The sequence below is a fragment of the Rheinheimera fenheensis genome (genome assembly GCF_039871805.1).
In the GTDB taxonomy this organism is placed as follows: Bacteria; Pseudomonadota; Gammaproteobacteria; order Enterobacterales; family Alteromonadaceae; genus Alishewanella; species Alishewanella fenheensis.
In genome coordinates this window covers 145719-172550 of record NZ_JBDPJM010000001.1, presented here as the reverse complement: position 1 = coordinate 172550, position 26832 = coordinate 145719, and the positions used below count along the sequence as shown (strand labels likewise).

Sequence of the window (26832 nt, the reverse complement as noted above, 5' to 3'; positions counted from 1 at the left end):
ATTTAATGGGTTGACGGCACTTCCATCACGCCGTCAATTTCAATCTGGGCGCCACGGGGCAACGCCGACACCTGCACTGCTGCACGAGCCGGGTACGGCTCTGCAAAGTACTGGCTCATAATCTGATTTACTGTGGCAAACTGGCTTAAATCGGTGAGGAAAATATTCACCTTGACCATATCGTTCAAGCTACCACCGGCGGCATCGCATACTGCTGCCAGGTTTTTGAACACCTGATGGGTTTGCTCGGCAAAGTTGTCTGACACCATTTGCATGCTGGCAGGCACCAGCGGGATCTGGCCGGACAAATATACCGTGGTACCAATTTTTACCGCCTGGCTGTAGGTGCCGATGGCGGCAGGCGCATCGTTGGTACGGATAATCACTTTAGACATTACTGTTATTTCCTTCTGTAAACTTTCTGTACATCTGGCATCACGCGGATCTTGCGCATCACATTCGCCAAATGCACCCTGTCGCGCACCGACAGCGTTATTTTAATCACATACTCACCGGTGTCTCTATCGTCGGTCGCCAGATCCTGAATATTAGAATCCTGGCCGGCAATCAGCGTAGTGAGCTTGGCCAGCACACCCTGACGATTAACAATAAACACGCGTATATCGCACAAGAATTGTTTGTCGCCGGTTTTATCCCAGCGTACTGGGAAAAACTTACCTGGCTCTTTATCCCAGCCCTTAATATTGCGGCAATCGGCGCGGTGCACGTTTAAGCCTTTACCCGGTGTGGCGCTGGCGACAATATCATCACCCGGTATTGGCCGGCAGCACTTGGCAAAGGTCAGCAGCATACCTTCAGAGCCAATGATAAAGGCTTTGCTTTTCGGCATCGGGCCGGCATCGTCTTTGCTGCTGGACTCATCCGAGTCAAACTCGCCCAGTAAGCGCCGGGCAACGGCTATCGCCAGTTGGTTGCCCAGACCAATTTCACTGCACAGCTCATCAAGCGATTTTTGTTTGGTGTTTTGCAGCACCTGCTCAATGCGCTCAGGCGCGATATCTTCCAGCTTCACTTCACCTAAGGCTGAGCCAAGCAGGCGTCGACCCAAACTGACAGACTCATTTTGTTGCTGCTTTTTCAGGTAGTTGCGAATACCTAAAATCGCCCGGCTGGTCACCACATAGTTCAGCCAGTTAGCATTAGGTTTACCGCCCGGGCTGGTCACAATTTCTACTGTCTGGCCGGTTTCCAGCGGTTTATTTAACGGATAGGGCCGCCGGTCTACCTTGGCGCCGACACAGCGGTTACCAATGTCGGTATGTACGGCGTAAGCAAAGTCGACAGCGGTGGCGCCAATCGGCAGCTCGACAATTTTGCCTTTGGGCGAGAACACGTAAAGCTCGTCCGGGTACAGCTCAGATTTCACATTCTCGACAAACTCGGTGCTGTTACCGGCATTTTGCTGAAGTTCCAGCAGGCTCTGCATCCAACGCCGGGCGCGAATTTGCGCGGTGGTGTCCTGATGCTGGCCGTTGGCTTTATATAACCAGTGCGCGGCGATACCCTTGTCGGCCATTTCGTCCATTTCTCGGGTACGCATTTGAATTTCAACCGGTATGCCGTGCGGCCCCACCAGAGAGGTATGCAGCGACTGATAGCCATTTTGCTTAGGAATAGCAATATAGTCTTTAAAGCGGATTTCTATCGGTTTATACAGGTTGTGCACCACACCCAGAGTGCGGTAGCAATTATCTATGCTGTCTACCACCACCCGAAAGGCATAGATGTCCATTACATCATTGAACATCAGCTCTTTGTTTTTCATTTTGCGGTAGATGCTGTACAGGTGCTTTTCGCGGCCGCTGACTTCGGCGGCTATACCGGCTTGCTCCAGGCGGCTGAGAATTTCACTACGGATTTTTTCCAGCAATTCATGGCGGTTACCGCGTGCCTGTTTTACCGCTGTAGACAGCGCACGGTAGCGCATCGGGTACAATGCCTGAAAGCCCCAGTCTTCCAATTCGTTTTTAATATTATGAATACCGAGGCGGTTGGCGATCGGGGCGTACAGTTCCAGGGTTTCTTTGGCAATGCGGCGGCGCTTTTCTGGCCTGAGTGCACCAAGGGTGCGCATATTGTGGGTACGGTCGGCAAGCTTAATTAAAATAACGCGAATATCCTGCGTCATCGCCATAAACATTTTTTGCAGGTTGGTAACTTCAAATTCCTGATAGTCTTTGAATTTTACCTTATCGAGCTTACTGACACCCTGTACCAGCTCGGCAACGGTGTCACCAAACTGACTGGCGAGCTCTTCTTTGCTGACCGGGGTGTCTTCTATCACATCATGCAGCAGGGCGGCCATCAGGGTTTCATGGTCCAGGTGCATGTCGGCCAGTATGCTGCTTACTGCCACCGGGTGGGTAATGTACGGCTCGCCACTGGAGCGGGTTTGCGGCGCGTGCGCGTCTCTCGCCACTATGTAAGCCTGTTGCACTAAAGCAACCTGCTCGGGTGGCAAGTAAGCACTAATCTGATTTTTCAGACCTTCAAATAAATACACCGGTGCTCCCAAACTGCGACAGCAAACAAGACACGCCGTTAAGCGCGGGATTTATTATGAATATACGTCTATTTATTGCAGTTGCCAACGGCTAATACGCCGCTGGCCTGCAGATGGCGGGGCTTTTTAGTGGTCTGAACCGATAATAGCAGCAACAGCAGCCATTTCTGACGCTTCTTGTTGCATCTGGTCACGACGCTCTTGCTCGTCCAGTACGGTGTTGGTGATCAGGCCTTTTTCAATTTCACGCAGGGCTACTACGGTAGGCTTATCGTTTTCGATATCGACCAGCGGCTCTTTGCCTTCTACGGCTAACTGACGGGCACGGCGTGCAGCCACCAGAATTAAATCAAAACGGTTACCAATTTTATCTACTGCATCTTGAACAGTTACGCGTGCCATCTATTGCTCCGAATGTGCGGGTATTCACAAGACCGCATAGTTTACGCTAATTTGCTGTTTTCGCCAACAGTTGCGTCAGTAGCGCCTGATGTTTGCTGGCCTGGCTGCCAAAGCTGTTGCGCTGCGCCAGCACAATGCATTCAAATTCGTTTAGCGCGCTGTCAAAGTTATCGTTAATAATCAGATACTCGTACTCATCGGCATGGCTCATCTCGCTGTGTGCCTGTGCCATGCGTTTGGCAATAACCTCGCTTGAATCCTGGCCACGCTTGTTCAGCCGCTGCTCCAGCTCAGCTAAACTGGGCGGCAGGATAAAAATGCCTTTGGCCGAGCTTTCCTGCGCTTTTATTTGCCGGGCGCCCTGCCAGTCGATATCTAAAAACACGTCAATGCCACGGCTTAAGCTATCGCGTATGGTACTTTTTGACGTGCCGTAGTAATTGCCAAACACTTCTGCCCATTCAAAAAACTCGTCCTTGGCAATTAAGGCTTTAAATTCAGCAACACTGATAAAGTGATAATGCACGCCGTCCTGCTCGCCCGGGCGCGGTGCGCGGGTGGTGTGCGATACACTGACCTGCATATCGCTGTGGCGCTTCAGCAGTGCCTGAATCAGGCTGGATTTTCCCGCACCGCTGGGCGCAGAGACGATAAACAAATTGCCGGCTAAGTGTTGCATAAAAGTCTGGCTCGCTTGGGCATAAGGCGTAAAGACTGCGGATTTTAGTCGTTGTTGGCTATAGCTGCAAATATGATACGAACTTAGTAAGAAGTCGGTATACCCTAAGTCAACCGTTGCAGGCCAGGATGGCCGAATCGAGCCCCCATGGATGGGTTCACGGCGTGTTGATGTGGGTATGCCGGCTCCGGCGGAAATGCGACGAAATGAGCTAGCTTTTTTTCTTTTTGGCTTTAACCGACAAGGTTAGCGTAAAGGTTGCCATCGGCTCATCGCCATGCAGGCTGGGGCAGGTAACCACCACCGATACCGGCTTGTTAATGCGCTCGCCGCTGGCCAATGACTCATCAATCATCGCATCGATAATATCGCCATCATGGCTTGTAAAGTGCACCGTGGCTTCTGGCCGTTTTAAAAAATGGCCTTCAACATCTTTGAAGGCAAAATTTGCATTTACGCCGCGTGCTTTGGCTTTACTAAATACTAAAAACGCGCCGGCAAGATCGGCACCGATGGCCAGGGCACCAAAGTAAATACTGCCCAAATGGTTTTTGGTTCGCCAGCTGTGCGGCATGGTCACTTCCAGCGTTTTGCTGTCCATACGGACAATTTTTGGTGAGCAAAAACCGATTAGCGGAATATAACGCCAGGCGAAAAGTTTTAGGCCCCAGTTAGCTTTGCGAAGTGAATTGGCCATCAAGAAAGTCCCGAAATGCGATATAGCGTTGAGCTTACACTGGTATGACCATTGTCGCAAGTTGACCGCTCAGGCGGTTAAAAATACCACTCGTCCGGCTGCCGCTGTTGTTGGTAAAACAGGCTATAGTAAAGTCACATCATATTTACGTTTTCAGTAAAGGATGCGGTATTTTGTTCAGGCTTGGTGCTTATATCATCACGTTGTGCTGGCTTTGCCTGGTGCCACTGCGAAGTGCTCAGGCATTGGTATTAAGCCAACAGGATTATTTGTACCGGGTATGGTCGGTGGAAGCCGGTTTGCCACAAATTTCGGTGACCGCCATTGTGCAGGATAAGCAGGGCTTTCTCTGGCTGGGCAGCCAAAATGGCCTGGCCCGCTTTGATGGCTTGCAGTTTGACGTATTTAACACGGCCAACACGGCGGAAATGTCGTCTAATTTAATCACCGCCTTGCACTTTGATCAGCAAGGCCGGCTGTGGATTGGCAGTGTTAATGGCTTAATGCGCTATCAGGACGGCCAGCTTAGCCGGCTGGATAAAGAGGCGCCACTGCAGGGCGCTATTACCGGCTTTGCCGAGCTGGCCGACGGCTCTATATATATTGGTGGTAACCGCTTATACCGCTGGCAACAACAGCAGCTGCAACAGGTGCCGGCACATCAGGGCCCGGTTTTTCAGCTGTATCAGCACCACGACATACTCTATATCGGTGGGCAGGACGGTTTTGCTTCGCTAGAACAGGGCCATTATCAATGGTATGGCAAGCCTGATGCACTACCAACAATGCAAATCAGTGAGCTGGCCTGGCACGATGGTCATTTGTATTTGGGCACTACGGCAGGTTTATACCGCTGGGCTAATCAAAGCTGGCAACCCGTCGAACTGCTTGAGCAGGGCAGCGAAACGCGTATAGAACTGTTGTATACCGACGCACAGCAGCGGCTGTGGGTTAGTCATTACAGCCACACCTATCTGATTGAGCATGGCCAGGTGCAGCGGGCAGATTACGTTAAAGGCAAACATCAGGACTTTGTTTGGGTAGAGAGCATGCTGCAGGATAAACACCATAACCTGTGGTTTGGCAGCCGCTCACATGGCTTAAAGCGTTTACGTAAACCGCCAACCCAGCGTTTTAGTAAAGCGCAGGGCATACCCGATCCTTATGTCTGGGCGTTGGAGGCCTGGCAGCAGCATGTGCTGGTAGGCACCAGTGCAGGGTTGTCACTGTTGCAGTATGGTAAGTTTCAGTCGCTTAGTGCCAATCAATATCTGCCCAATCCGTTTGTTTACAGCCTGCTATCAGATGGCGACGCCCTCTGGGTTGGGACCCGTGCGGGTTTAAGCCGGCTAGACCGGCAAACGCTGGCCTGGCAGCGCAATTATGACAATATCAGCCATTTGCTGGTGACCACTATGGCACGGCAAGGGGAGCGCTTGTGGGTGGGTACCAATGGTGGCTTGTATTACCTGAAGCATGACGAGCTACGCCAAGATGCTTTGTCCGCGCAACTGCAAACGGCCAAAGTCAGAATAGTGCTGCCAGATCAGCAGAACCGCTTGTGGATAGGCACAGAAAATGGCCTCTATCTGGGCGACGATAGCGGTTTTACGCCGGTGTTGGATACGCCCTTGTCCGGCAGTTTTATCAGTGTGATTAAACAGTTTGCTGATGGCAACTTACTGATAGGCAGCTTTGACCAGGGCTTTATTTATGGCCAGCCCGGAGCATGGCACTGGTTTAATCAGCGTAGTGGCATGCCTGGTAATGGCGTAATGCACGTTGAAAAAATTGATAACCAGCTACTGATCAGTAACTTTCAGGGCTTTTACCGACTAAGTTATCCGGCGCTGGCGCAGGGAAAAATAGACCAGCTGTATATGCTGGTCGATGACCGCCGGCCTGAAGCTGAAACCGACTCGCACCGCTGCTGCAATGGCGCTGGCAGCAGCAAGGGTTTAGTGCATCAGGGCCGGGTGTGGTACCCCACTTTGGATGGCGTGGTATCGCTTCCGTTGCAGCAGCTTATTCACCATAGTGCCGTGCCAGAGCCAGTCATAACAGCGGTAATCGCCGCTGATCAACAATATCTTCAGCAAGATATTAGCTTGCCGCCTGAAGCACGCGACTGGCGTATCCGGTTTACTGCGCCGTTTTTTCTGCAGGCCTCATCGCTGGAATTTCGCTACCAGTTGCAAGGTTATGACAAAGACTGGATTTACGCCTTTAACCGGCGCGAAGCGTTTTATACCAACCTGCCGGCTGGCATCTATCGCTTTATGCTGCAGGTGCGGGTGGCCGGTGATTACCGCTGGAGCGATACCGTTGAGCTGTCGGTACAGTTAACACCCTACTGGTATCAAACCTGGCTGGCACGAAGTCTGTTTATGCTGCTGGTTGTACTGGCGCTGTGGGGGCTGTATCGCTGGCGCTTATCGGCCCTGGCCAAAGCACGGCTGCGCCTAGAGCGGCAAGTGGCCGAGCGCACGCAGGCACTGCATGAGGCAAACCAGAAGTTGCAGCAACTGAGTATGCAGGATGCGTTGACCGGCTTGTATAACCGGCACTATGTTGACAGCAATATGCGCCAGATCCTGGCACGGGCTGAGCGTGCCAATGAGCCGCTGACGCTGGCACTGTTGGATCTAGACCATTTTAAACGCATTAACGATAAGCTGGGCCACCAGGTAGGTGATGCCATACTGCGCCAGGTAGCCGACATCGTACGGCAAAATTGTCGCAGTACCGATCATCTGGTGCGCTGGGGTGGCGAGGAGTTTTTACTGATCCTGGAGCACAGCGCCGATGTACCGCAGTTGCTGCAGCGGCTGCTCGGCGCCATGCGCAGCCAGCCCTGGCCTTATAGCCAGGTGTTTAACCGGTTAACCGGCTCGGTTGGGGCGGTCAGCTTTGCGCCGGCGGCCGACTGGCAGCAGCAACTGCAACTGGCTGATCAGGCACTGTACTGGGTAAAACAGCATGGCCGGGATGGCTATTTGTTACTTGAGCACGGTGAACAGGCAACGGCTGATGCCGACTTCAGCAGCCTGTTACAACAGCTGCCGGTGCACAGCAATAAAACCGCTGAACTATCACCGTACTGAGGCGACAAGAACACGCGGCTTAACCGAAAGCGTTTTGCGGCTACCGGCGGTTTTGGGTATAGTCCTGCGATATCTTAACAGCGCCGGAGACAAAAGATGGATACACTGGGTGCCGTAACCCTGGTTAGAAGTGTGTCAGAGCAGCGCTGCGCCGTGAGCTTGCTCACCAGCCTGGTAAACTGGCTAAGCTATAACGGTTTGGGGGTAGACCACGCTCAGCGGCCACAAAAGCTGTGCGATGCGCTGCAAACGAATCCCAAGCATGCCGCCGCTATCAGCGAAGTGTTGTTTAACTGGCTGGGCGAGGTAAATATTTACCCGGCACTGGTCAATTTAGGCCTGTTTTCTCGCCGCGGCTTTTTTCGTGAAACCGCCTCCCGCCTGTACGAACGGTTAAACCCGGCACCGCGCGACCAAAACGACTTTAAAGATGTGCTGGTGCAACTGTTTAACGGTAAGCCCGAAGCTCTGTGGCTGCAGCAGGGTGGTAGCGACGCCATGCTAGGCTGCTTTGATGCCTTAGCGGCGCAGTGCAGCGAAGCCACCTTAGCGAAAATGCAGGGCCATTTTCGTGAAGAAAGCTTGTACGCATTGGAAATGCTGGCTATTTGGGTCGCGGCCGAAGAGATTGAACCTGATTTAATGCGTATAGACCGGCGCCTAGCCAGTGTCGACTCACCGTTTATTGCCCTTAGCCGTGAGATGAACCTGTTTGTCGAAAGCGGCAAGCAGCAACTGCTAAACCCTGAACGACCCTTATTGGATACCGCACATTTAGACGTGATGATGGCGCAGTCACGCGAGCAGGTAGAGCGTCTGCGCCGCCGTGGCGCGGGTGTGGGCAGCTCTGTTGCCGTGGCGCATTTACTGGAGCGGCTAGAGCAAACACTGGATCGGATAGCCTTACTGGTCGATTTGCTCACCAGTGAGCCTGCGGTACAACGGCAAAAACTGTTTAGCCTGTTTAGCACCTTAATTGAAGCCAGCACCGAGCAAAACAGTATCAGTGCGCTGTGGCGCTCCAGTACCCAGATGTTGTCTAAAAGCATCACGGTGAACAAAAGCGGCCATGGTGAGCATTATATTACCCGTGACCGCAGCGGTTTTTATGCCCTGATGCGATCGGCAGCCGGTGCCGGTGTGATTATCGCACTGATGGCGCTGAGTAAAATTTTCATCGAAAGCCAAGGCTTTAGCCCGTTTAAAAGTGCTTTGCTGGTTAGCCTGAATTATGGTTTGGGCTTTGTGCTTATACATATGCTGCACTTTACTATTGCTACTAAACAGCCGGCGATGACCGCGGCCAGCTTTGCCCAAGAGGTAGAGCGCGGCGAAAACGGCCGCGCGGTAAACCGTAAGCTGGCCAGCCTGCTGATTGACGTAAACCGCTCACAATGGGCCGCGGTGTGGGGCAATGTTAGTGTGGCTATTGTGCTGGCCAGCAGCATAGCACTGGCTACCGTTTTGCTGCGTGGTACGCCATTGCTGGATGCGGCTCAGGTCAGTTATCAGCTGGCTGCTATTTCACCTTTCACCAGCTCGGCGCTGCTGTATGCTGCTATTGCCGGGCTCTGGTTGTTTTGCGCTGGTATTATCGCGGGGTTTTTCGACAACCGCGCCAATTGCCTGGAGCTGCGCTTACGCTTGTTTCACCACCCGCTGTTAAAAAAGCTACTGCGCAACGGCCCACGGCAAAAGCTGGCTGATTATCTGCATGATAATTACGGCGCTTTGGCCGGTAACTTTTTCTTTGGTGTGCTGCTGGGCATGACCGGCTATCTGGGTTATCTCAGCGGCTTGCCGTTGGATATTCGCCATGTCGCGTTTTCATCGGCCAATTTGGGCTACAGTGCGGTCAGTGGGGAAATTGGCATGCTCAGCTTTTTGCTGCACCTGCTGTTTGTGCTGCTGATTGGCTTTGTAAACTTATGGGTCAGTTTTACCCTGGCGCTAACCGTAGCACTGCGTGCCCGTGGCACCCGTATCAGCCGCTTGCCGCTGCTGTTAAAAAGCCTTTGGGAGCAGGCCCGGCAGCAACCACTGAGTGTGTTCTTTCCGGTTACTGCCGTTAAGCAAACACTGGCAGAGGGTGACGTAAAAGCGGAAACAAAAGCTGACAAGCCGCTGACACAGGACAAGTAACGGCAGGCCATAGGCTGCAAAGTGCCGGCTGTGCTAAAATGCCGGCCTTTGTTTTTGCCTTTATCAAACCGCAGGAGCCTGTAGTGTCAGCATTAGCTAGCCTTTACCCCCAGCCGTTATGGCAATGGTTCGCCCAAATTTGTGCCATTCCTCACCCGTCAAAATACGAGCAGGCATTAAGCCAGCATATTCAGGCCTGGGCGCGTGATAAAGGCTTATCGGTACTGGAAGACAAGGTTGGCAACCTGATCATTAAAAAGCCAGCCACGGCGGGTTTTGAAAACCGCAAAACGGTGGTTATTCAGGCGCACTTAGACATGGTGCCACAAAAAAATGCCGATAAAGTGCATGATTTTACCAAAGATGCTATTGAAGCCTATGTCGATGGCGACTGGGTAAAAGCCAATGGCACCACCCTGGGGGCCGACAACGGCATTGGTATGGCGTCGGCACTGGCCATTTTAGGCAGCATCGACATTAAACACGGCCCATTGGAAGTGCTTTTAACCATAGACGAAGAAGCTGGCATGACCGGCGCCTTTGGCGTTGAGCCGGGCATGCTGGATGCCGAAATCTTAATTAACACCGACTCCGAGCAGGAAGGCGAAATTTATATGGGCTGCGCCGGCGGTGTAGATGCCGAATTTACTGTGCCGGCACAGTGGCAGGCGCCGGCAGCGGGTGTTACAGCGCTAACGTTAAGCCTGACGGGGTTAAAAGGCGGCCACTCTGGCGTGAATATTCATTTAGGCCGTGGCAATGCCAATAAATTACTGGCGCGCTTTTTAGCCGATAATGCGGCTGAGTTAGAGCTTAATGTAGCCGCTTTTAACGGCGGCTCGCTACGTAACGCCATTCCGCGTGAAGCCAGCGTGACGCTTACCGTGCCAGCAGCCAAGCTTGGCCAGCTACAGCAGCAGGTAGCAGATTATCAGGCACTGTTACAGCAAGAGTTAGCCGCCGTAGAGCCAGCGTTAAAGTTAAGTCTGGCAGAAACCACGCTGCCAGCGCAGGTATTAACGCCAGAGGTGCAGGCGCGGTTGGTTAATCTGTTAAATGTCTGCCCCAACGGCGTAATGCGCATGAGCGATGATATTGCCGGTGTGGTAGAAACCTCGCTGAATATGGGCGTCATTACCACCACAGACAGCAGCGTGCAGGTGCTGTGTTTAATCCGCTCGTTAATTGACAGCGGCCGTGAGCAGGTTGAGGGCATGTTAAGCTCATTAGCGCAGCTGGCCGGTGTGCCGGTAAAGTTCAGCGGTGCTTATCCTGGCTGGAAGCCAGACCCAGCCTCGCCGGTCATGGCGATAGTGAAAGACACCTACCAGGCCATTTATAACAAAGAGCCGGTGATTATGGTGATCCACGCCGGTTTAGAGTGCGGTCTGTTTAAAAAGCCGTACCCGGACATGGATATGGTCTCCATTGGCCCCACCATCCGTTTCCCGCACGGGCCGGATGAAATGGTCAATATCACCACCGTTGGCCAGTACTGGGAGTTACTGTTAGCCGTGCTGGAGCGTATTCCTGAGCGTGGTTGAAGAAGCAGAAAACAAGTAAAGCCCGATTGTAGGGCTTTGCTTGTTGTGCGTAATTTAGTGATATTTCTTACCATATACTAGGGTGATGATCTTCCCTGTCTTTATTTCATTTAGACTCTTTTTCCAATAGATTGTTCGAATATTGTTTTATTGTTTTATACTTGGAAAAAAGATCTTCTAATGTTTTCTCGTCAAGCTTTTTATTGCTGTCTTTATTCTTTATGAAATGAAATACGATTTCACTCCTCAGTGACCTTAACTCATTTAACATTAGCTTGTATGTTGAGCCTTTTTTCTCAAACTGAAAAAGGGTATCAACTCCATTTAGAACAGTTGCCGAAGCGCCAAATACGAGAATGAGGTTTTGGATTAATGAGGGCTCAAAGGGTTTGTAATAGCCTAAATTTAGACCGGATAAAATTGTTATAACGCCTGAAAGTAGTAAAGTAAATATCCTGATAGCATAGTAATAGAATCTGTATTCATCGGACTTTTTCTCTACTTTGTCTATTTCGCTTTGGATTTGGAGATAAAATTTGTCTTCAATATATGACATTTTCATGAGGCTGGCTCCTTGAGGTGGTAGAGCTTATTCTCTCTGGCTACTCCTTACTTCAGTCATGCGGCTCTTGTAAGATTAAATATTATTTCGTTTTTAATTTTGGTCAAGCAGATATTATTAGTTAAATAAAAATTCTAACGTGATTTTTGCTTGGTTATCTGATTGTAGTATAGATATTCAACCGGTAAACTCTTGTATGATCACCCCAGTTCAAGCCACCATCTTCCAGCCTGTATGGTAGAAAATGCCCTCAACTGTTTATATGTTCCATAATCCGGATGCCCGACAGAGAATATAAAAGGCGCAAAGTCGACAACTGTGCTGTGGCCGTCACTAAATGTGATGTCCAGAATATGTCCTGTTACATGCTGTGCATTAACTACCGATAATGCGGACATTTTTCACTTTTTGTGTAACTCAATTGCTCGCTGTTTTGTAAGTGTTCTGACTTCTGTACAAGTCTAGCTATTATGCCTATACTTGTGCTGTTTAACGTACATGTTGAGGTGCTATGAAAGTTGTCTCTTTTACCGAAGCCAGAAATAGCTTGAAAGCGGTGCTTGACGCTGTGGTGAACGACGCTGATACCACTGTCATTACACGGCGGGACGCTGAAGATGCGGTGGTAATGTCACTCGACTACTACAACAGTCTGATGGAAACCGTGCATTTACTGCGCTCACCCGCTAACGCCGAGCATTTGCAACGCTCTATCGCCCAATACCACTCTGGCAAAGTTACAGCGCGAGAGTTGGTGAGTGACTAGTCGCTTACTGTGTTGGACAGATGAAGCCTGGCACGATTATCTGTACTGGCAAAGCCAGGATAAAAAAACGCTAAAACGCATCAATAAACTGATTACAGAAACTAAGCGCAGCCCGTTTGACGGCATTGGCAAACCTGAGCCGTTAAAGGAGAATCTATCCGGCTTCTGGTCGCGCCGTATTGATGACACCAACCGGCTGGTATATGCGGTTGATGATGCTGCGCTAACCATTATTTCCTGCCGTTATCACTATTAAGCCCATCAAAGTTCGTAACCCTGATGTGCTCAGCGCAGCAAAGCCTCTGGCGGTGTCGTTATCTCCGGCTTAAATCATTTATTAGCCAGCAAATAATCCAACGCCCCTACCACTGCCGCGACTTGCGCCTGAATACACTGCTCGGGTGTGGCACTGGGGCTGTCCGGGTATACCTCGGTGGTGCTCACCAGCGGCGCGTCGGTCACACTGCCGCATAAACCCAAGCTCGCCTTGGCGTAATTAATTACACCAAACTGCGCAATTTTCTCGCCAATCAGTTCACCGTTTTCATCCGCTTCAGCGATGTGCGTCACCCTTGCGACACTGTCGATAATGGCTTTTTGCAGCGCCGGGCAGGGGTGTTCGCTGTCATCTACGGTGTAAAAGCCATCCGGGATATTCCAGTTTTTATTCACTGTACCATCACGCGCGGCTTTGGCCGGGCGAAACTCGCTGTTGTCCGAGTCAGTGGTCTCGTGCAGATCAATATGTAGCGCAAAAGACGTGTTCAGGCTGGCCAGATACTGGCGCACTAACTGCGCCTCGGCGGCCTTGCCGTCGGCGGCAAAACTGCGGTTTGGGTCAATTGCTTGTGGTGTCCAGCGGTTAATGGTTTCATAACCCCAGGGGCTAATGCAGGGCAGCACCAGCACATTCAGTGTATCACTGTACGCTTTGGCCTGAGTTTGTAAAAAGCGCAGCGCGCCATGCACGCCACTGGTTTCATAGCCATGCACACCGCCGGTCACTAAAACAGTGGGTTTATCACTTTGCCAGTTGCGGCTTTTCACGGCAAACAACGGGTAGGTTTTGCCACTGACAGAGCGGTAATCCAGCTCACCGTATTGTTCAACGTTAAAATCAGTTCTTAACGCCTCTATTGCCGGTAATACCTCGGTAAAGAAACTACGTTTTACGGTTTGCTCACTTAACCACTGTGCGGTTTCTGCTGCGCCCCAGGCCTGGCCGACAGTGCCAATATGATAAATTTTATCCATGCTTACTCCACTGCAAAATCGCAAACTACCGGCTGCCAGCGACAGCCTTCTCAGTGGCGCGACTTTAGCATTTATTGGTCATGGCTGGCTATTGGCGCTGGGCGTGGCACAAGGGCAAGTCAGCGGTTTTCCAGCCGGTTGTAATCCAGCCAGCCGCTGTCTACCGGGTGGTTTTGCCTAAACTGCTGGTTTAGCTTGTCGCTAAAAGCCCAAAAGTCTGGGTGGCTGCGTCTTATGCCAAAGTTATCCAGCAGTTTGGTGTAATCCTGTTCGCTGTTAATTTGTTTTGCCTGTGCTACCAGTTTGGCCAAATCGGCTTCTTTTACCCGCCAAAAGGCATTGGGGTAGCTGCCCAGCAGGCCATGAACCAGCGTCATGTTATCTTCAGCCGGGTTGCGGTTATCCGCCTCGCTAAACAGGCTGTTGACATTATAATGCGCACTGTTGCGAATAAGGGTAAATAGCTGCGCTTGGCCGCCAGCCGCAGGTTCTACCATAAGCATCGTCAGCTCTGGCAAAATTGCCGCAGTATTGCCGCTCAGCGAGCCCAATTGCGCCAGTAAGGCGCGGCTATTTGCCGTTAAACTGGCGTTGGCCAGCTGATAACGCTTGGGCTGCACTTTGGCTAAATGGCTGGCAAAGCGCTGATACAGCTCGGCTTTGGGTGTTTCGGAGCTAAAGCTTAAGCCACTGGGCTGGGCAAAAGAGTTAATATCATCGCGGATAAAAGCAGTAAGCTCGACCCCGGATTTTTGATACCAGTTGTTAAATTCGCGCCGGCGCTCATCAGGCGGTAAAAACGCCAGAAAGTTCGACTCGCCCTCCATACGCAGAAAATCCATATACAGCCGCGTCATCAATTGATGGCCATAATTGCCGTACACGTCAAAACCGGCCACCAGCAGATAGTGGATACGCTCCAGCAGCGCATAATCAATTACCCAAGCGGTTTTCGGCTGTTGCCCTACCAGGCCTTTTACTACGGTAGCGTTATCAAAATGGCGAAACACCGTCAGGCTGGCGTTGTCGTTAGTGCCATCGCCATCCCACAGGCCGCGTTCGGTTAAGTGGCGGCCATCTTGTAATACCCGGTTTAAGAACGCACTGCGCGCCCGCACGTAATGGCCCTGGCGTTTAGCAAAGGCGACCCAGCTGAGTGCCAGGGTGCTGCTGTCTTTCTCAGCGGGTAGCCGCAGGTTATCGCGCTGTGACAAGTAAAACGCCTCCACCTCTTTGCTGCTGGCCATCTCGGGGGCGACAAAGTACACCCAGAAGTGATCGTTAATCACATTTAGTGCCACCTGGCCGCGACACACCGGGCCTTTGATATAGCCCATAATGGTGTTTTCGGCCCGCTCCAGCATAAAGCGGTAACGCGCATTCACTGGCAGTTGCACAAAAGCCGTTAGTGGGTTAGCGGCCACCTCGGGTTCATAGCTGGGCAGCTGTGTTACCTGATAATCGGCTTCAACAAACCAGCGCTGCCACTTGGCCAGTAAATCGGCATTAATGTCATACGGCTGGTGAGTTTTATTAACAATGGTGGCGTCAAGCGCCAGCAGCCGGTAGTAAGGCCGCGTCACGCCAGGGTCGTCAAAGGGCCGGCGGGTGGCAATCACTTCAATGGACTCGCCGGGCGGTGTTTTTGAACGTACCAGCTGATAAAACTGCGGTGTTTCCTGCGCAGAATGCAAGGCGCTAAAATACAGCTGTGAGGTAAACAGATGCTCGTAAATATAGCGTGCACTGAGCTGCCTATTCAGATCATCGGCATTTAGCCACTGCTCCAGCCTGGTCACTTCGGCCTGTTGCTCAGCGCTAAGTGGCTTGCTAGCCGGCATTGGCGCGCCTTGCGCCAGCCACGTCATTAACCGCTGATGCTCATCACGGCTAAGGGCGGGTAGGCCATAAGGCATACCCGCTAACGGCTCACGGCGGGCGAAGTGATCAAACTCTTCAATGGTGGGGCAGCTTTGCTCGCGGTTCAGGCTAAAATCAAATGCCTTGGGTAAAATGGTAATCTCGGGCAGCGGCTGTTGCTGTTTCAGCTCCAGCATTCTGGCCAGCACCGACCCCTGAGTATTGGCCGTGGGGTTTTGGCTGCGCTCATTAAGTACCGGAAAAAAGCCGCGCTCGCGCCACTGCGTTATGCTTTGTGCATCCAGCGATAATCGCTGTGGTGTTGCCGCTAATAAGCGGGTGCCGTCATACACTTTTTCTTTGTGCGCGCCACGTGCTATGCCGTCAGCTGTGGTCATATTCAGCTGGCAGGGCGAGTCATAACAGGCATGACACACAACGCAGCGTGCGTCGATAAGCGGCTTAACCTGCTGGTTAAACAGTTCATCGGTGGCGGCGCTGATGGCGGCGCGGTTATCCGGCGTCGCGCGGCCGTACTGTTTATCCAGTTCCATACCCGCCAGCGCGGCACAGCCGGCGCAAACTAACACCGCCAACACTAACCAGATTTTGCGTTTTCGTGCCAGCATAGTGGCTCCCACTTTGAGCGTGATGCCTTATGCTAGCGTGTTTAGCGCGGCTTGACCAATTTGCCACCCCGCTACGGTGGGGCTGCGCGTTCTCAAACGCCAGTGGCTGTGCTAACCTGCCAACATAGTGTTTTGCCTGAGAATTCGCATGCCAGAGCCCGGTTTTGTTGTTATTCACGCCAATCAGCTGGAAAGCCTGCGCGAGCTGTTAGTGCAGTGGCTGAGTAAGCAGCCGGTGCCGGTGCTGGGCACCGAGCAAATACTGGTGCAAAGTAATGGTATTGCCCAGTGGCTGAAAATGGCGCTGGCCGAAACCGCCAATGGCCACCCCGGCATTGCCGCTGGTTTAAAAGTGGAGCTGCCAAACCAATTTGTCTGGCAGCTGTACCGTGCGGTGCTGGGCGATGGCATTCCGAAAAGCCTGCCGTATGACAAACTGAATCTGAGCTGGCGTCTGCTTGGCTTATTGCCGACGCTTACCGACAGCGTGTATCAGCCATTGCAGCACTACTTGCAGGATGACAGTGACGGCCGTAAAAGCTATCAGCTGGCGCTGCGCTTAGCGGACTTATTTGACCAGTATCAGGTCTACCGCGCTGACTGGTTGCAAAGCTGGCGCGAGGGCGAAAACGCCCTGCCAGGCAGCAAGCAACTGCAGGTGCCGGACGATCAGCTGTGGCAACCGGCGCTATGGCGTTTACTGCAAAATCAGATGCGTGACGTACTGGGCGAGTTGGCTTTTTCCAGCCGGGCCGATGTGCATAACAAGGCGCTCAGTGCATTGCAGCAAGGCCAGCTGGCGCGGCCCGATTTACTGCCCGATCGCATCGTGGTGTTTGGTGTATCGTCCTTGGCGCAGCAAACGGTAGAACTGCTGGCGGCGCTGGGCGCTCAGCGTCAGGTACTGCTGACGGTGTTAAACCCGTGCCGGCATTTTTGGGGCGATATCACTAACGCTAAAGATGAAGTGCGCAGCGCACAAAAACGCCACGGCCGCAAACCGGGCCTGCCGCCGGTGCTGGATATTGAAGCGTTGTATTTACATGCGCCGGTACTGTTGGCCAGTTTAGGCAAGCAGGGGCGGGACTATATCAGCCTGCTGGACGGTTTTGATCACAGCGAGCAATACCGGCACTGGTTTAATGGCCGCATTGATTTGTTCGAAGAGCCGGTGGCGGACATTAGCACCTTGCCGTTATTGGCGCAGCTGCAGCACGATATGCTGGAGCTTAACCCCACGCCCAGTCCGCCGCGGAGGCTTAGTGCAAACGACAACAGCATCAGCTTTCATCTGGCACACAGCCGTCAACGCGAAGTGGAAATTTTGCAGGATAACCTGATCGCCGCCTTTGCCGCCGATCCTGAGCTAAAACCGCGTGATGTGATCATTATGACGCCGGACATCAGCCTGTACCAAAGCCATGTGCATGCGGTGTTTGGCCGGCTGGCGCAGGACGATGCCCGCTTTTTGCCTTATACCCTGGCAGATCAGAGCCTGCGCGGCAGCCAGCCGCTGATGCTGGCGCTGGAATACCTGCTGGATTTACCGCAGCAGCGCTTTAGCTTAAGTGAAGTGTGCGACCTACTGGATGTACCAGCCATTCAGCGCCGTTTTGGTATCAACAGTGAGGCGCTGCCGCAGCTGCGTTTATGGTTGACTGAAGCCGGTGCCCGCTGGGGACTGGATGCGCAGCAGCGTGCCAGTTTAGATTTAGCCGCGCCGGGCAGTCAGTACAGCTGGATGTTCGCCATCGAGCGTATGCTGCTGGGGTTTGCTATTGGCGAGGTCGACAGCTGGCAAGGCTGTGCGCCTTACACTGAAGTGGCCGGCTTAGCCGCCGCCGAGCTTGGGCCGGTATTGCAGTTTGTACAACAGTTAAAACGCTGGCAGCAGAGTTTTAGCGCCGATAACAGCCAGCGTAATCTGGCCGATTGGCAGCAGTTGCTGCTGGGAGATAACGGCTTGCTACCCAGCCTGTTTGATTTTAGCGAGGCGCAGGATCAGCACATATACGCCCGCCTCAGCGATGGCATGACGACCTTGGTACAGGCTGCCCAAAGCGGTGATTTTAGCGGCGACATTAGCCTGGCGGTACTGCGTGAGGCCTGGTTGGCGCAAGCCGATAGCAGTGGCTTAAGCCAGCGCTTTTTAGCCGGTAGCTTAACCTTTTCTACCTTAATGCCAATGCGCGCTATTCCGTTTAAACGCATTTACCTGTTGGGGCTTAATGACGGTGACTACCCGCGGGCACGCATGCGCGATGATTTTGACTTAATGGCGCACGATTACCGCCCCGGCGATCGCTCGCGGCGCGATGATGACCGCTACCTGTTTTTAGAAGCGCTGTTAAGCGCACGTGACGCGTTGTATTTAAGCTGGGTGGGGCGCGATATCCGCAATAACAGCGAGCTGCCGCCCAGTGTGCTGCTAAGCCAGTTAATGGACTTGCTCGACAGCGGCTGGAGGCACCCCTCGGGCCAGCCGGCGTCAAAAGCCTTGTGTCACAGTTATCCGCTACAACCGTTTTCGCCACAGTATTTTAACGGCGCGCTGCCCACTTATGCCCATGAATGGCAGGCGGCGCATCAGTTAGCCGCACTGCCTGATGCACCCAGCCAACCTAGCGCTGAGCTGCCGCCATTGAGCCTGCGTCTGCTGGATGATTTTTTGGCCAACCCGTGCCGGCATTACTTACAGCAGCGCTTTAAAACCCGTTTTTACCAGGCTGAGCTTGTCAGTGCCGACAGCGAGCCTTTTGTGCTCAACACGCTTGAGCTGTATCAGCTGAAGCAGCAACTGCTGTTACAACTGCTCGCCGAGCCAGATTTAGACATCGACCAGGCCGTCGCCAGGCTGGCTGCTCAGGCCAAATTACCGCTGGCGCTATTTGGCCTGTTAAGCGCCGCCGAGATTAGCCGCGAGGCTAAGGTGGTGTTTGCCCGTTACCAAAGTTGTGGCATCGCCTGGCAGCGACGCAGCACGCCGTTGCCACTGACGCTGCAACCGGCTGGCATAGCGCTTAACGACAGCCTGAGCAATGTGTTTGCAGCCCCCAGCGGCCAACAGGCCTTGTTGCAGCTTAGGCCCAGCGCCATTCGCAATAAAGGCGAACTGCGCTGGCATACGCTGCGCAGCAGTTATCTGCAGCAGTTGGCCGCCAATGCGCAGGGCGTTGCCGTCAGTACCTATCAGTTTGGCCTCGACGATGCGGTGCGGCTGTTACCCTTAACGCAAACCCAGGCCAATTCGCAGTTGGATAACTTGGTCAGCTATTGGCAGCAAGGGCTGATGAAGCCGCTGCCGGTAATGCCAAAAACCGCGCTGTGCTATTTGCAAACGGGCGAGCTGGGTAAATGCCGCGAGCAGTATGAAGGCGGTTATAGCCTAACGGGCGAGCTGGACGGTGCGCCTGAACTGGCGCGCTATTACCCGGATTTTGCCAGCCTGCTCGATGCTGGCTTTACCGACTGGGCAGAAAAACTATACGCCCCTATGCTGCAAATGCCGGTGGCCGGGCTTAGCGGGCAGGAGGCTGAGGCATGAGCGATGTCAGCTTACTTAACCCACTTACTTTTGCCCTGCACGGCAGCCGCTTAATTGAAGCCAGCGCCGGTACCGGCAAAACCTACACCCTGGCGGCGTTATATTTACGTTTAGTGCTGGGCCATGGCGACGACAGCAGCCGTTTTACCCAGCCGCTGTTACCACCGCAAATACTGGTGGTGACGTTTACCCGGGCCGCCACCGCCGAGCTTAGAGATCGCATTCGGGCCCGGCTGGTACAGGCGGCTAATGCCTTTCGCCAGGGCGAGAGTGACGATGATTATTTAGCCGCTTTGCTGACATCTTACCCGCCGGCGCAGCATGCGGCCTGTGCCAGTCGGCTTAGCATCGCCGCAGAGTGGATGGATGAGGCCGCGATCTTTACCATTCACAGCTGGTGTCAGCGCATGCTGGCCGAGCATGCCTTTGACTCAGGCATGCGCTTTGGCGAAACACTCTCTGATGACAACCAGACACTGTTACATACGCTGGCCTGTGATTATTGGCGCCGGTTTCTTTATCCGCTGGACGAACCCGCGCTGTTAAAGGCGCTGGGTAATGTGGCCAGCTCGCCTGAAGCGCTGCTAAGCGATGTGCGGCCATGGCTACAAGCCGATGCCGTAACGATGCGTTTTAATGCCGGCGGTATCGCGCTGCCTGCACCGCTAAGCCCGGCAGAGGCCGCTGCGCCGTTGTTGCAGTGGCAAGGTCAAATGGACGCGCATTGCCGCGAGCTGCAACAGGCGCTAAGCCCGGACGTGCTGCAATTCCTGGAGGATGCCTATGCCAACGGCTGGTTAAACGGCAATAAATACCGCGCCGCCAGTTGGAGCAGTGAGCGGCAGTGGTGGCAGCGTATGCTGGCCGAGCCTGCGCTTTTGCACAGCAGCGAGCCCGATTTTTCCGCTATGGTAGAAAAATTCAGCGCGGATAAGCTCACCGCCGGGCAGAAAAAAGGCCAGCCACTGGTTACCCACCCGTTGTTTGAATTGTTTAATCAAAGTGTCGTGCTACTTAATGGCAAGCCTGAGCTGGCGCTGGCCGTGCGCCACCATGCTGCCTTGTACTTACAGTGTGAATTTGAGCGGCAAAAGCGCGCCCGCGCCGAACTGGACTTTAACGACTTACTGCTGAAGCTACACAGAGCCCTTAATAGCGAAGCCGGCAGCATGCTGGCCGCGCGAATCAGGGCGCAATATCCACTGGCGATGGTCGATGAGTTTCAGGATACCGACCCGCTACAATTTGCTATTTTTCGTGCCATTTACCCCAACGTTGATAGCCGTGACACCGGCCTGATTATGGTCGGTGACCCCAAACAAGCCATTTACAGCTTTCGTGGCGCTGACCTGCACACCTATTTACAGGCGCGCCAGCTTACCCGCGGCCGGCATTACAGTCTGGCAACTAACTTTCGCTCCACCCGCGATCTGGTTGAAGGGGTAAACCAGCTGTTTAACGCGGCCGAGCAGCAACGCGGTGCTTTCGGCTTTGGCAAAGCCTCCGATACCGCCTTGCCGTTTTTGCCGGTTAAGGCCAACGGCAAAGATGAGCAGCTTGAGCGCAGCGGTAAGGCAATCCCTGCAGTAAATTATTACCTGGCACCTAATGAAGCCTCTGAGCTGAAAAAAGGTGCTTACCAGGCAGTAATGGCGCAGGCTTGCGCCGATGAAATTGCCGGCCTGCTGCAGCAAGCTCAGCAAGGCGCAGCAGGTTTTCGCTCTGCTAACGGCTTAACCGCGCTGCAACCGGCCGATATTGCCATTTTGGTGCGCGATAAAAACGAAGCGGCGCTGGTACGCCGGGAACTCAGTGCACGTAATGTGCGCTCGGTGTATATGTCGGACAACGAGTCGATTTTTCAAAGCGACGAGGCGCAGGCGGTATTGTACTGGCTGCGCGCCTGTCAGCAGGTAGAGGATGAGAGCCTGCTGCGTGCGGCGCTGGCGTTACCGCTAAGCAGCAACAACGACAGTCAGTTAAGCCAGTGGTTTAATGATGAACAGGCCTGGGAGCAGCTTACCGAGCAAGTGCGGCAGTTTCGCCATATTTGGCGCACTAAGGGCGTGCTGGCGATGCTCAGTAGCTGGCTGCATTATTTTCAGTTACCCAGCAAATGGCTGGCAGACGGGCAGGGCGAGCGGCGGTTGACCAATGTGCTGCATTTGGCGGAGCTGTTGCAAAGCGAAAGCCAGCAACGTGATGGCGAAAGCGGCTTACTACGCTGGTTTAGCGAACAGCTGGCCAGCCCGAAAAGCAGCGATGAGCAGCAGCTGCGGCTGGAGAGCGATCAGCAGTTGGTGCAGGTGGTCACCATTCATAAAAGTAAGGGCCTGCAATATAACCTGGTGTTTTTACCCTTTATTTGTGGCGTTAAAAGTGTGAAAAAAGGTCAGCCGCAGCGCTATTTTAACGGCACTGAGATGGTGCTGGACTTAACCCCCGACGATAAAGCGCTGCAATTAGCCGAACGTGAGCGCCTGCTGGAAGATATCCGTCTGCTGTATGTGGCACTGACCCGGCCGGTGTATGCCTGCTATCTTGGTCTGGGGCTATTTAGTGAAGGCGCCGGCAAAAGCAGCAAACTGAGCCAGAGTGCGCTGGGCTATTTGCTGGGGGTGTCAGATGAACCCACCCTGGCCGAATTAAACAGTTTGCTGGCTGCCTTGCCCTGGCAGGCGCAGCCGCTGCCGCCTTATTGCCGTTTCACGCCCGCTGAACGGCAGGCAGAGTTAGCCCCCGCACTGACATTACACCAGGCGTTAAAACGTGAGCACTGGTGGATAGCCAGTTATTCGGCGTTAAAAACCGCTGAGCAGCACACGCCTGGTGAGCAAGCGGCACAACCTGAGCAGAGCGCAGCCGATACGCCATTATTGGCGCTGTTGCAGGAAGAAGCCTTAGAGCAGAGTGCTTACAGCGAGCAGCAGGCATCTATGCACGATTTTCCACGCGGCGCCCTGCCGGGCACTTTTTTACACCAACTGCTGGAAGATGCGCAGCAACACGGCTTTGCCCGCTGTGACAACAGCGTTATCGAAAGCTTAGTTGCGGCGCAATTGGCGCGGCATAACTGGCAAAGCTGGCAAGGGGTATTAAGCCAGTGGCTACAGCAGATGTTGCACACGCCGCTTACTGCGGTAGGCAGCAGCCTGGCCGGGCTACAGCAGGTGCGTGCTGAGCTGGAGTTTTGGCTGCAAAGCCAGCAGGTAAATGTCGTTAAACTGGATAAACTGATTAGCCGGGCAATCTTGCCTGGTATGGCGCGACCGGCGCTACTGCCCGATACGCTAAACGGTATGCTTAAAGGCTTTATCGACTTAACCCTGCAAGGCAGTGATGGCCGCTACTGGGTACTGGATTATAAATCGAACTGGCTGGGGCCGGATAACAGCCACTACAGTACTGAGCAGATGCAGCAGGCGCTGTTGGATAAACGCTATGACGTGCAAGCTGCGCTGTATTTACTGGCATTGCACCGGCTGTTAAAGCTGCGTCAACCCGGCTATGCCAGCGCGCCCGAGCGGTATCTGGGCGGCGCACTATATTGGTTTATCCGCGCGCCCGAGCCGGGCCAGCTGGCGCTTAACGCCGATATGCCACTGCTGTGGCAGTTGGATGCCCTGTTTGCTGGCGAGGAGGTTGCCGATGTCACAGCGTGAACAACTGGATTTATTTGCCAGCCAGACTGCCGTTAACAGCTCAGTCAGTGCCAGCGCACTTGACGATTTAAGCCAAATGCAAGCCTTGCTGCAGCGCTGGGTTGAGCGGCGCTGGCTGCGCGCTTTAGATGCACAGCTGCCGCAAACCCTGCATCAGTTAAGCAACGAGCCAAACCCGCTGATCTGGCTTTTATGTGCGCTGCTGTGCCATCAGTATGGCCGAGGCCACAGCTGTATTTTGCTCAGTGATTTAGTTGATGACCCGGACGGCCTGCTCAGCCTACCGCCACAAAACCAATTTTTACAACGCTTTAGCGACAGGCCCTCAAGCATATTACGTGGCCTGACGCTGCAAGATTATCAGCAGGCGCTGGCAAACAGCCGCTGGCTGACACAAGCTGCCGGCCATGCCGCGCCTTTAGTGCTTAGTGACCACCGCTTGTATTTGCACCGCTTGTATCAGGCTGAGCAATTAGTCAAGCAGCAGCTAAGCACACGGCTGTCACAGCAGTTGCCGTTGGCCGACGCTGTTGCGACAAAGCTGGCTGAACTGTTTGCGCCAACGCTAACGCCAGCTAGCGGCATCGACTGGCAAAAACTGGCCTGTGCCATGGCGCTGCAGCGGCGTTTTAGCATTATTACCGGCGGCCCCGGCACCGGTAAAACCACCACCGTCGTCAAGCTGTTAGCCTTGTTGCAATATGGCGCCCGCCTTAAACAGCAGGCGTTAACGATCAAATTGGCCGCGCCGACCGGCAAAGCCGCGGTGCGCTTAACCGAGTCGATTAGCGGCGCTTTAAGCCGTTTACCGGCGGAGCTAAGCGCTTGCATTCCGACAGAAGTGACCACCTTGCACCGCTTATTGGGCGCACTGCCGAACCGACGCAGCTTTAAACACAACGGGCAAAACCCGCTGCAGCTGGATGTGCTGGTGGTTGATGAAGCCTCGATGATCGATCTGGAAATGATGGCGGCGCTATTAGACGCCTTACCGGCACAGGCACAACTGGTGCTGCTGGGCGACAAAGATCAGCTCTCGTCAGTAGAGGCCGGCTCTGTGCTGGGCGATCTCTGCCGCGGTGCCGAAATGGGCGCTTACCATGCCAATACGCTGAAGTTGTTGGCACCTTACAGCGAAGCGCCACTTATTGCGTTTGCCGGTGACGGCAGTGCGCTTAATCAGGCTACCGTCATGCTGCGCCACAGCCATCGCTTTGATGCCAAATCCGGTATAGGTATGCTAGCCGCTGCGGTTAACCGCGGCGATAGCGGTGCGCCGGCGCTGTTTGACCAATTTGCCGATATCCACTTATTGCCGGGGCAAAATATCAGTGCATTAAAACCGCTGGTACTGGCTGGTTTTAGCCAGTATCTGGCGCTGCTGCAGCAATACGACGCCGATGCCGATAGCTGGGCACGTAGCGTGCTTAAACACTACAGCCAGTTTCAGTTGCTGTGCGCCCTGCGTAGCGGCGACTGGGGGGTTGAGGGCATTAATACCCAGGTGAGCCAGTGGTTAACCGAGGCCGGTTTTATTGATGGCCGCCGGCTGTGGTATGCCGGCCGGCCAGTGATGATGCAGCGTAATAATTACAGCTTAGGCTTAATGAACGGCGACATTGGCATCGCGCTGCCTCAGCCAGGCAGCGGGCAGCTGAGGGTGGTGTTTCAACTGGCCGATGGCAGCATTAAATGGGTGCTGCCCAGCCGTTTAACCGAGGTAGAAACGGCTTTTGCCATTACGGTACATAAATCGCAGGGCTCGGAGTTTAACCACTGCTGTTTAGTGCTGCCGCCGGACAACAGCCCGCTGTTAAGCCGTGAGCTGCTGTACACCGGCATTACCCGGGCGAAGCAGCAATTTAGCTTGTTGTGTGCCAACCCCGCCTTATTGCAGCAGGCGATAGCGCGGCGCGTAGCGCGTAGTAGTGGGCTGTAATGTGTTGATTTTATATTATATTGTGCATGGCATTGCTTTGTTGAAGTGCTAAAGCTATAACTGAAACACTTGCGCTTTAGGAACAGCATTGTGGCCATAGCTACCCCTGCAAAAGAACAGATCCAACTGGTGTATGTCAGTGAACGCAGCCCTGATACTGATGAGGCTGCGATTCATAAAATTAAACTGCGCGCCGAGCATAATAACCACAAGCGGGATATCACCGGAGCACTGCTGTATACCGAGCGCTATTTCTTACAGTATCTGGAAGGTGAAGCGGCGGTGGTTGATGCGCTTTATGCCAGTATTTGCCGCGACCCGCGTCATACTCAGGTGCGGCTACTGCAACGAAAGCCGATCGCACAGCGCGATTTTTCGCGCTGGAGCCTGGGCGTAAGAAAACTGCTGGATAACGAAGAAAACCAGGATTTGCTGGCCCTGCTGAATATGCTGGGCCAGGCAAGTTCTGTCAGTGAAAGCCAGCTGGACTGGTTTAAGCTGGCGTTAAAGTGACGACGGCAGCGTGCGGCGACGCTGTAGCAGCGGTTTAATGCGCTCAAACGGTGTCAGCACCAGCACATTGCCCAGCAACACCAATGCAAAACCACTTACGGTATACAGGCTCCAGACAAAGCCTTCAAATAAGGTGCTCAGCACCACCGCCACCAACGGAAACAGCACTATGGTGTAACTGGCTTGCTGCGGACCAATTTTTTTCAGCAGGGCGAAGTAGCTGGCAAAGGCAATAACCGAACCAAACACTGCCAGATACAGCAATGACAAAATATAAGAGGGCTGGGTACTAAAGGTAAAGCTGTCACCTTTAAGCCAGGCGGCCAGCCCCAGCACGATGCTGCCATACAGCATACCCCAGGCATTCACCTGCATAATTGGCATATTTTCACGCGAGTTACGCACGCTGACCATATTGCCAAACGATGCCGACAAGGCACCGGCCAAAATCAATATCAGGCCGATTAAACTGGCGTTACTCAAATCGACGCCGTCCAAATCGGGCCAGAACAGCACGACGATGCCGGCGATCCCAAACAGGGCGCCAAAATAAATGCGCTTGGCCACCGGCGAGCCAAAAAACAGCCGGGTGTTAATAATGTTCATCAGTAACATCGTGGTAAAGGCAATGGCGGTCATGGCTGACGATAAATACTGCTGTGCCTGATAAATCAGCAGGAAATTCAGGGCAAAATTCAAACTGGCCAACAGCAAAATAAAACCATGCTGCTTCAGACTAAAACGCATATCCAGCCGGCGCCACAGGCAAAACAGCCACATTAGCACGGCCGCGATAACAAAACGGTAAAACAGTGACACTTCGATAGCCACTTCACCCAGTTGGTACTCGATAGCAAACCAGGTAGAGCCCCAAATAAACACGGTGGTCAGGTACAGCAGGATATTTTGCATGGTGTGTCCAAGGCGCTTAAGCACAGCGGCGTGATCTTACTGGAGAGGGCAAGCGATAAACAGTCTGTGCACAACAAATATTTATCGCTGCCGCGTTAG

General features: G+C 53.4%; 18 protein-coding genes. 9 read left to right on the top strand and 9 right to left on the bottom strand.

Annotation, left to right across the window (positions count from 1 at the left end):
- Positions 1-2: 2 nt before the first annotated feature.
- The 5 genes from ridA to ABGI61_RS00605 form a co-directional block, all read right to left on the bottom strand.
- Entirely contained in the window at positions 3-395 is a 393-nt protein-coding gene (gene ridA / locus ABGI61_RS00625; RefSeq protein WP_347595302.1) for a RidA family protein, read from the bottom strand.
- A gap of 5 nt (positions 396-400) precedes the next feature.
- On the bottom strand, positions 401-2524 hold the full coding sequence (gene spoT, locus ABGI61_RS00620; RefSeq protein ID WP_347595299.1) for a bifunctional GTP diphosphokinase/guanosine-3',5'-bis pyrophosphate 3'-pyrophosphohydrolase: 2124 nt from the start codon (positions 2522-2524) through the stop codon (positions 401-403).
- Positions 2525-2650: 126 nt separating this feature from the next.
- Positions 2651-2926: a DNA-directed RNA polymerase subunit omega gene (gene rpoZ, locus ABGI61_RS00615; RefSeq protein WP_347595296.1), complete on the bottom strand. Its 276-nt coding sequence runs from the start codon at positions 2924-2926 to the stop codon at positions 2651-2653.
- A gap of 46 nt (positions 2927-2972) precedes the next feature.
- Entirely contained in the window at positions 2973-3605 is a 633-nt protein-coding gene (gene gmk / locus ABGI61_RS00610; RefSeq protein WP_347595294.1) for a guanylate kinase, read from the bottom strand.
- 211 nt (positions 3606-3816) lie between these two features.
- Positions 3817-4302 (bottom strand): PaaI family thioesterase, encoded by a 486-nt coding sequence (locus ABGI61_RS00605; protein ID WP_347595291.1) that lies wholly within the window; start codon positions 4300-4302, stop codon positions 3817-3819.
- Between the two features lie 173 nt (positions 4303-4475).
- Between ABGI61_RS00605 and ABGI61_RS00600 the strand changes: the two genes are divergently transcribed.
- The 3 genes from ABGI61_RS00600 to ABGI61_RS00590 all read left to right on the top strand — a co-directional run bounded on the left by ABGI61_RS00600 (position 4476) and on the right by ABGI61_RS00590 (position 11092).
- Positions 4476-7406 (top strand): diguanylate cyclase, encoded by a 2931-nt coding sequence (locus ABGI61_RS00600; protein WP_347595288.1) that lies wholly within the window; start codon positions 4476-4478, stop codon positions 7404-7406.
- 96 nt (positions 7407-7502) lie between these two features.
- Positions 7503-9548 (top strand): site-specific recombinase, encoded by a 2046-nt coding sequence (locus ABGI61_RS00595; protein WP_347595285.1) that lies wholly within the window; start codon positions 7503-7505, stop codon positions 9546-9548.
- Positions 9549-9631: 83 nt separating this feature from the next.
- Complete coding sequence (locus tag ABGI61_RS00590) at positions 9632-11092, top strand: aminoacyl-histidine dipeptidase (RefSeq protein WP_347595282.1); 1461 nt, start codon at positions 9632-9634, stop codon at positions 11090-11092.
- Positions 11093-11198: 106 nt separating this feature from the next.
- Here the strand turns inward: ABGI61_RS00590 and ABGI61_RS00585 are convergent, their stop codons facing one another.
- Positions 11199-11654, bottom strand: coding sequence for an SLATT domain-containing protein (locus tag ABGI61_RS00585; RefSeq protein ID WP_347595279.1), 456 nt, complete (start codon positions 11652-11654; stop codon positions 11199-11201).
- Between the two features lie 511 nt (positions 11655-12165).
- Between ABGI61_RS00585 and ABGI61_RS00580 the strand changes: the two genes are divergently transcribed.
- On the top strand, positions 12166-12420 hold the full coding sequence (locus ABGI61_RS00580) for a type II toxin-antitoxin system Phd/YefM family antitoxin (RefSeq protein WP_347595276.1): 255 nt from the start codon (positions 12166-12168) through the stop codon (positions 12418-12420).
- Positions 12413-12676, top strand: coding sequence for a Txe/YoeB family addiction module toxin (locus ABGI61_RS00575; RefSeq protein ID WP_347595273.1), 264 nt, complete (start codon positions 12413-12415; stop codon positions 12674-12676). Before ABGI61_RS00580 ends, ABGI61_RS00575 begins: the two co-directional genes overlap by 8 nt.
- 74 nt (positions 12677-12750) lie before the next feature.
- On the opposite strand, the gene ABGI61_RS00570 is transcribed toward ABGI61_RS00575, so the two are convergent.
- Positions 12751-13674 (bottom strand): M14 family metallopeptidase, encoded by a 924-nt coding sequence (locus tag ABGI61_RS00570; RefSeq protein ID WP_347595270.1) that lies wholly within the window; start codon positions 13672-13674, stop codon positions 12751-12753.
- A 119-nt stretch (positions 13675-13793) separates the two neighbouring features.
- The gene (locus ABGI61_RS00565) at positions 13794-16163 is read right to left on the bottom strand and encodes a fatty acid cis/trans isomerase (protein ID WP_347595267.1); all 2370 of its coding nucleotides are present in this window, start codon (positions 16161-16163) and stop codon (positions 13794-13796) included.
- A gap of 148 nt (positions 16164-16311) precedes the next feature.
- Between ABGI61_RS00565 and recC the strand changes: the two genes are divergently transcribed.
- The 4 genes from recC to ABGI61_RS00545 all read left to right on the top strand — a co-directional run bounded on the left by recC (position 16312) and on the right by ABGI61_RS00545 (position 25821).
- On the top strand, positions 16312-19707 hold the full coding sequence (gene recC / locus ABGI61_RS00560; protein ID WP_347595264.1) for an exodeoxyribonuclease V subunit gamma: 3396 nt from the start codon (positions 16312-16314) through the stop codon (positions 19705-19707).
- Complete coding sequence (recB, locus tag ABGI61_RS00555; protein WP_347595262.1) at positions 19704-23369, top strand: exodeoxyribonuclease V subunit beta; 3666 nt, start codon at positions 19704-19706, stop codon at positions 23367-23369. The genes recC and recB overlap by 4 nt, the downstream gene beginning before the upstream one ends.
- Entirely contained in the window at positions 23356-25308 is a 1953-nt protein-coding gene (recD, locus tag ABGI61_RS00550; RefSeq protein ID WP_347595260.1) for an exodeoxyribonuclease V subunit alpha, read from the top strand. Before recB ends, recD begins: the two co-directional genes overlap by 14 nt.
- A 90-nt stretch (positions 25309-25398) precedes the next feature.
- On the top strand, positions 25399-25821 hold the full coding sequence (locus tag ABGI61_RS00545; protein WP_347595258.1) for a BLUF domain-containing protein: 423 nt from the start codon (positions 25399-25401) through the stop codon (positions 25819-25821).
- On the opposite strand, the gene ABGI61_RS00540 is transcribed toward ABGI61_RS00545, so the two are convergent.
- The gene (locus ABGI61_RS00540; protein ID WP_347595255.1) at positions 25813-26733 is read right to left on the bottom strand and encodes a DMT family transporter; all 921 of its coding nucleotides are present in this window, start codon (positions 26731-26733) and stop codon (positions 25813-25815) included. The two genes, ABGI61_RS00545 and ABGI61_RS00540, sit on opposite strands and share 9 nt — an antisense overlap.
- Between the last annotated feature and the right edge of the window lie 99 nt (positions 26734-26832).

What these genes read in the sequence shown, in the direction of transcription:
- ridA (WP_347595302.1), bottom strand. Translation starts at nt 395, where the DNA reads ATGTCTAAAGTGATTATCCGTACCAACGATGCGCCTGCCGCCATCGGC.
- rpoZ (WP_347595296.1), bottom strand. Translation starts at nt 2,926, where the DNA reads ATGGCACGCGTAACTGTTCAAGATGCAGTAGATAAAATTGGTAACCGT.
- gmk (WP_347595294.1), bottom strand. Translation starts at nt 3,605, where the DNA reads ATGCAACACTTAGCCGGCAATTTGTTTATCGTCTCTGCGCCCAGCGGT.
- ABGI61_RS00605 (WP_347595291.1), bottom strand. Translation starts at nt 4,302, where the DNA reads ATGGCCAATTCACTTCGCAAAGCTAACTGGGGCCTAAAACTTTTCGCC.
- ABGI61_RS00595 (WP_347595285.1), top strand. Translation starts at nt 7,503, where the DNA reads ATGGATACACTGGGTGCCGTAACCCTGGTTAGAAGTGTGTCAGAGCAG.
- ABGI61_RS00585 (WP_347595279.1), bottom strand. Translation starts at nt 11,654, where the DNA reads ATGAAAATGTCATATATTGAAGACAAATTTTATCTCCAAATCCAAAGC.
- ABGI61_RS00580 (WP_347595276.1), top strand. Translation starts at nt 12,166, where the DNA reads ATGAAAGTTGTCTCTTTTACCGAAGCCAGAAATAGCTTGAAAGCGGTG.
- ABGI61_RS00570 (WP_347595270.1), bottom strand. Translation starts at nt 13,674, where the DNA reads ATGGATAAAATTTATCATATTGGCACTGTCGGCCAGGCCTGGGGCGCA.
- ABGI61_RS00565 (WP_347595267.1), bottom strand. Translation starts at nt 16,163, where the DNA reads ATGCTGGCACGAAAACGCAAAATCTGGTTAGTGTTGGCGGTGTTAGTT.
- recC (WP_347595264.1), top strand. Translation starts at nt 16,312, where the DNA reads ATGCCAGAGCCCGGTTTTGTTGTTATTCACGCCAATCAGCTGGAAAGC.
- recB (WP_347595262.1), top strand. Translation starts at nt 19,704, where the DNA reads ATGAGCGATGTCAGCTTACTTAACCCACTTACTTTTGCCCTGCACGGC.
- recD (WP_347595260.1), top strand. Translation starts at nt 23,356, where the DNA reads ATGTCACAGCGTGAACAACTGGATTTATTTGCCAGCCAGACTGCCGTT.
- ABGI61_RS00540 (WP_347595255.1), bottom strand. Translation starts at nt 26,733, where the DNA reads ATGCAAAATATCCTGCTGTACCTGACCACCGTGTTTATTTGGGGCTCT.